This window comes from Bartonella fuyuanensis, from assembly GCF_014197255.1.
In the GTDB taxonomy this organism is placed as follows: domain Bacteria; phylum Pseudomonadota; class Alphaproteobacteria; order Rhizobiales; family Rhizobiaceae; genus Bartonella; species Bartonella fuyuanensis.
The window spans coordinates 1-4,521 of the sequence record NZ_JACIFE010000043.1 but is presented as its reverse complement, the minus strand read 5'-3'; the positions used below and the strand labels follow the sequence as shown (position 1 = coordinate 4,521).

Sequence of the window (4,521 nt, the reverse complement as noted above, 5' to 3'; positions counted from 1 at the left end):
CGTTCTACTTGCCCCCCGACTGTATGACTTAGAATAGTTTCAGCGACCTCATAGGGGGCATTGGTTGTTTCAGCGAGCCAATTGCGTAAACTAGAGCGAAAGCCATGGGGGCAGGCGTCAAGTTTATTGTCTCTCATATATTGAGCCATACGATTTGCAGCAAGGGGAGCACGACCGGAAAAAGATAGAATTAAATTATTTTTAGAGATACAACTGGCTTGTTCAATCACTTTTAGTGCTTCAGATGATAAGGGGACGCGAAATTCTGTTGTAGCATCACGCTTTCCTTTCATATTTTCAGCAGGGATAGTCCATACATCATCTTCAATTTGATCTTTATGAATATAACGCAAAGGATTAGTACGAACGCCTGTCAGAATAAGCAAACGCAAAGCTAGTTGAGTTATGTTTTGTGTTTTACAGAGTAACTGATAAAAGGCAGGGATATCTTTCCAATCCATTGCAGGTCTATTTTGCGTTTTATGACGTTGTTTACCTAAGAGCGCGCGTGCTTTTTCGGTTGCTTGTAAGTCAACATCTAAACCTAATGCAGCCGCATGTTTGAGACAAAGTTTGAGACGTATCAATGCTGTCCGAGCAGCTCCAGCTTTTGTATGCCAAATAGGAGCAAGCACATTGCGTATCTCTGTTTGTGTAATCTCTGAAACGGGTAAACAGCCTAATTTGGGAAGAATATGAAGGCGTAATGGTAAAAACCAACTTCCATTCTTACCATCATTTTTTAATTCAGCTTTACGACTTTCAAAAGCTTCTAAAGCAATATCTTTTAAATAATGGAGATTGCTTATTGCTTCACGCTTTTGTTTTTCACGTTCTTTAATAGGGTCACGCCCTTCACGTAGAACAGAGCGCCATCCTGTTGCCAATTCATGGGCTTGTTTTAAAGAAACATCTCTTAAAGCACCCAATCCCATTTCACGACGGCACCCATGAAGGGTATAACGATAAATCCATTGAGCACCTCCATCTTTACGCTTATGAAGAATCAAGCCGGCACCATCATTATATTTGCCAGCCCCCAATGTTGCGACAGATCTTGCATTAAGAGGGTTCATAAGAGCCATTTTTAATTCTTTCTTATACAAATTTGATCCACACACTCATCCTACTTGTGATGTGCGAATGAGTGGTTTTGATTGATTCAAGATAAGCAGGTTTGAAATGAGAGAATCCTACGTTATTCGAGACTCTCATTCAACATACAAAACAGTGAATTATCATTATAAATCAATGCCTTGTATAAAGCTATTTGGAGCCTATAAATTATAAAGAATAAATTAGCATCCTGGGGGGTACAGCGGTGAATCTGCTAAAAACAGCTCGGTTAGTAACAATGGTTTACCGGTTAGCTGCAAACGAGAACGACGTGCCCATAGCCTGCCTTGTTGACCAATATGAATGTAATCGCGAATTAATTTTCCACTGTTAAATAAATAGTGTCCTAGGGGTACAGTTCCCAGATGCATTAAGGCTTGATGGTGGAGGAGGGTTTCTTGTGGGATTACAGTGCGTCCAAGAATCCAAGGTTTATTATCTCCTATCAATATGACTTCGCGTAGCCAATAACGTATACTTTCGGGTAGATGTTCTGCTTCTTCTTTTAATTTATCTCGTGTAATAAAACATTCGCGTTGTGGTTGAACTTGGAAGCAGGTGCAATATTTTTTTAATCGAAGCGTCATTGAGCCTGATTCCATGAGCCAATCGCGAATATTTTCTGGTACTGGAGGACTTTGATCAGAGATCCACTTCAGAGATGGTAGGATGGAAACTCCAAGATCAGACATCATTTTACTCCACATCTAAAATTCTATTTCTATAATATGCTGGATGAGTCAAATAGATGGTTCTATTGTAATACAGCAGGATAAACGCAGCAAGATTGTAACAGGAAGATATCTAAAGGGAAAATCGAAAGCGAAGGTCTTTAAAAGAAGATATATGGAACATATGTATTATAGAATTATTTTCATTTAAAAAGGCAAAAATAATATGTTATAATATATTCAAAGGGCTTCTGTCCGATGCGTTATGAGATGTGCTTGATAGAACTAGGATAATGGGTAAGATATTTTGTGCTTTAAAACTTACGTGTAATATCTATAAAAGGGATGAGGAATTCAGCTATTTAAGACGATCTAAAGAGGAATTTAAGGATCGCAAAACTCTTATTTATACTTTAGAAAGTAAGTGGATACTCAAAGTTTTTGCATTTAGATATAAAAGTGATCGTATTCGTTATAATCAAGAATTTTATAGGAATGCATTTTGGAAATTTTAAAATAAATTATTTTGTTAAAATTATAGAAATTTATTTCATTTATATAATACATAATGAGTAATAATAAACTTATCTTATATTAATGTTATTTATATAAATTTTAAATTAAAATATATATATAATATAGCATTAATATAATTTCATTATTAAAAATTTAAGTTAAAATAATACATATTACTTAAGTTTTATATTGAATATTTTATATATAATTTATGGAAAAGAAAAAGGGCGTGCATCAAATTTATGGCATTTGTTTTTTTATTTTTTCTACTAGGAAAATGCTCTTTATCATTTTATGCTTATTCCATATATTTAAATTTTAAGAATGCAAAAGAGATATTCGAGTTTTTCGGTGAAAATAGTATTCTTGATGAAGTGTAGAGGCGTTAAGTATTACATAGTAGGATCTTGAATCATTGTTATTAATTTTTGTAACCTTATGGAATTTTTATTCCAGTAAGATGAGCCAAATTAGCTTACGCAATACGAAAATAAATTCGTATTTTTAAAATAACACACACATCTCTCCTGATATGCGTAAGTTGGATAAGTATGGAATGGCGCGTTATAAGAGTTTTTGCTACGTTTTGTTTGAAGCTAAAACGACAGCAGATGCCCAAAATCGCAGTTTAAGCATCTCACTATCAGACCAAAACTGTATTAATAAACTATGGGAAATATTTCAAAATATTCCAGTTATTTTATTGGATCCCAAAATATATTTTAAAAATACTCTATGATCGAATTCTTTGTCCTATCCATATAAGAATACAGGCTCCTAAAAAACCTGAAATAAGATACCCAGGCCAACCAGCAAAATTTACGCCTAAAAGACTAAAAAGAAAGCTCGCTAACGCAGCGCCAATAATCCCTAAGATGATATTTAACAATATTCCTGTTTGGCTTTTCATAATATACTGTGCAGCCCAACCTGCAAGCCCGCCGATAATAATAGCTGCAATCCAACCAATGTTTGCATTTTCCATTGTACTCTCCTTTGCCTAAATTTAAAATATAGCTAGGGTTAGAATTGTAAAGATCAAGGTTGATACTTTTTCTCTCATCAAGCGGGATGTTATTATCAAATAAGTTTATTCCGATTCTTATTTCGTTGTTTTTCAACTCATTTATATATTTTATATGCGCTATTAGAGTAATTATTGGAAATACATATAATGCGATTTATTTTATGAAAAAATATTAAAGAGATCGATATAAATATAGAAATAGAAAATAGATGTAAAAATATTTTTATATTGTATAAAATGTATTTATTAGAAAATTTTTTACTGATTTTTATAAAGAAAGTTAAAGAAATACTTGTGCTTAAGCAATAAGTAAAATGGATATTTAAAAGTTTAGATTTTGCCATTGATATCAATAGCGTTTGAAATGAAATTAAAACTATTTTGTTAAAGCGTTTTAAAACATTGTGTAAGATGAATTTCTATGAAGGTTAACATAGACGTTGCAATTTTGTAGGGGATGAAATTCTTATAAAATATCTCCGTTTCTTCTCCTACTGCAAAGTGGTTCCTTTTTTACACGGTAGATTAGATTGAAATCATCATATTCTTTATCATCTCTTTATATTACTAACAGTCTTGGCTTTAAGATGGTTAGGCATTTTTACGTCTTCCTTAGAGAGCTTTATTCAACATGCCACTTCGCTTGTAGCAGGCAAGCGAATAATTTCTAGTAATTCATATCATGAATAGATTTGAAATGAAGGAAATTTATAATGCAACGAACTCATTTAAATCATCCAATAATAAATTTTATTCAAGTTATTCTAAAAGTTTAAATTTTTTCTATCTATTTTTCAGTAGAATTACATAGGAAAAAACCTTGAAGAAGCTCCTGTTCTTCTAAAATAAGGTAGATCATAGAAGTCAAAAGCGGGTTAATTTGTTTAAGATCGCGCACTATTAAGAAAGGTGCTCCTATTATTTATTCTGTTTATCAATCTGTGACAACGTTATTGCTTATATAAATTTCATAATTTTGATCCATCAGCCTTTAGTTAGTTCGCTTATCTATTTTTTCTCTACCCTAGGAATTATCCCAAACCTTGATAAAACTAGAGATTTTCGCATTGCGGAAGATAATTTCATCATCCGTGGTTTAAGTGGAGAGCGGGCTGGTCATGTGATCAACAGCTCGGGGCTTTTAGAAGCCGTGTCAGGCGATATGACCTTCGATGTCTCAGCGCTTACCAA

Annotated in this window: 4 protein-coding genes; 1 reads left to right on the top strand and 3 read right to left on the bottom strand. The window is 33.3% G+C overall.

Going from position 1 to position 4,521, the window contains the following annotated elements:
• The 3 genes from GGR08_RS07620 to GGR08_RS07610 form a co-directional block, all read right to left on the bottom strand.
• The coding region (locus tag GGR08_RS07620; RefSeq protein WP_183194713.1) for a tyrosine-type recombinase/integrase at positions 1-1,085 on the bottom strand (1,085 nt) is incomplete at its 3' end.
• A gap of 213 nt (positions 1,086-1,298) precedes the next feature.
• Positions 1,299-1,808: a chorismate lyase gene (gene ubiC, locus GGR08_RS07615; protein WP_183194712.1), complete on the bottom strand. Its 510-nt coding sequence runs from the start codon at positions 1,806-1,808 to the stop codon at positions 1,299-1,301.
• Between the two features lie 1,228 nt (positions 1,809-3,036).
• On the bottom strand, positions 3,037-3,288 hold the full coding sequence (locus GGR08_RS07610) for a GlsB/YeaQ/YmgE family stress response membrane protein (protein ID WP_183194711.1): 252 nt from the start codon (positions 3,286-3,288) through the stop codon (positions 3,037-3,039).
• A gap of 1,018 nt (positions 3,289-4,306) precedes the next feature.
• Between GGR08_RS07610 and GGR08_RS07605 the strand changes: the two genes are divergently transcribed.
• On the top strand, positions 4,307-4,521 hold a 215-nt coding region (locus GGR08_RS07605), incomplete at its 3' end, for a hypothetical protein (protein ID WP_183194710.1).

What these genes read in the sequence shown, in the direction of transcription:
- ubiC (WP_183194712.1), bottom strand. Translation starts at nt 1,808, where the DNA reads ATGTCTGATCTTGGAGTTTCCATCCTACCATCTCTGAAGTGGATCTCT.
- GGR08_RS07610 (WP_183194711.1), bottom strand. Translation starts at nt 3,288, where the DNA reads ATGGAAAATGCAAACATTGGTTGGATTGCAGCTATTATTATCGGCGGG.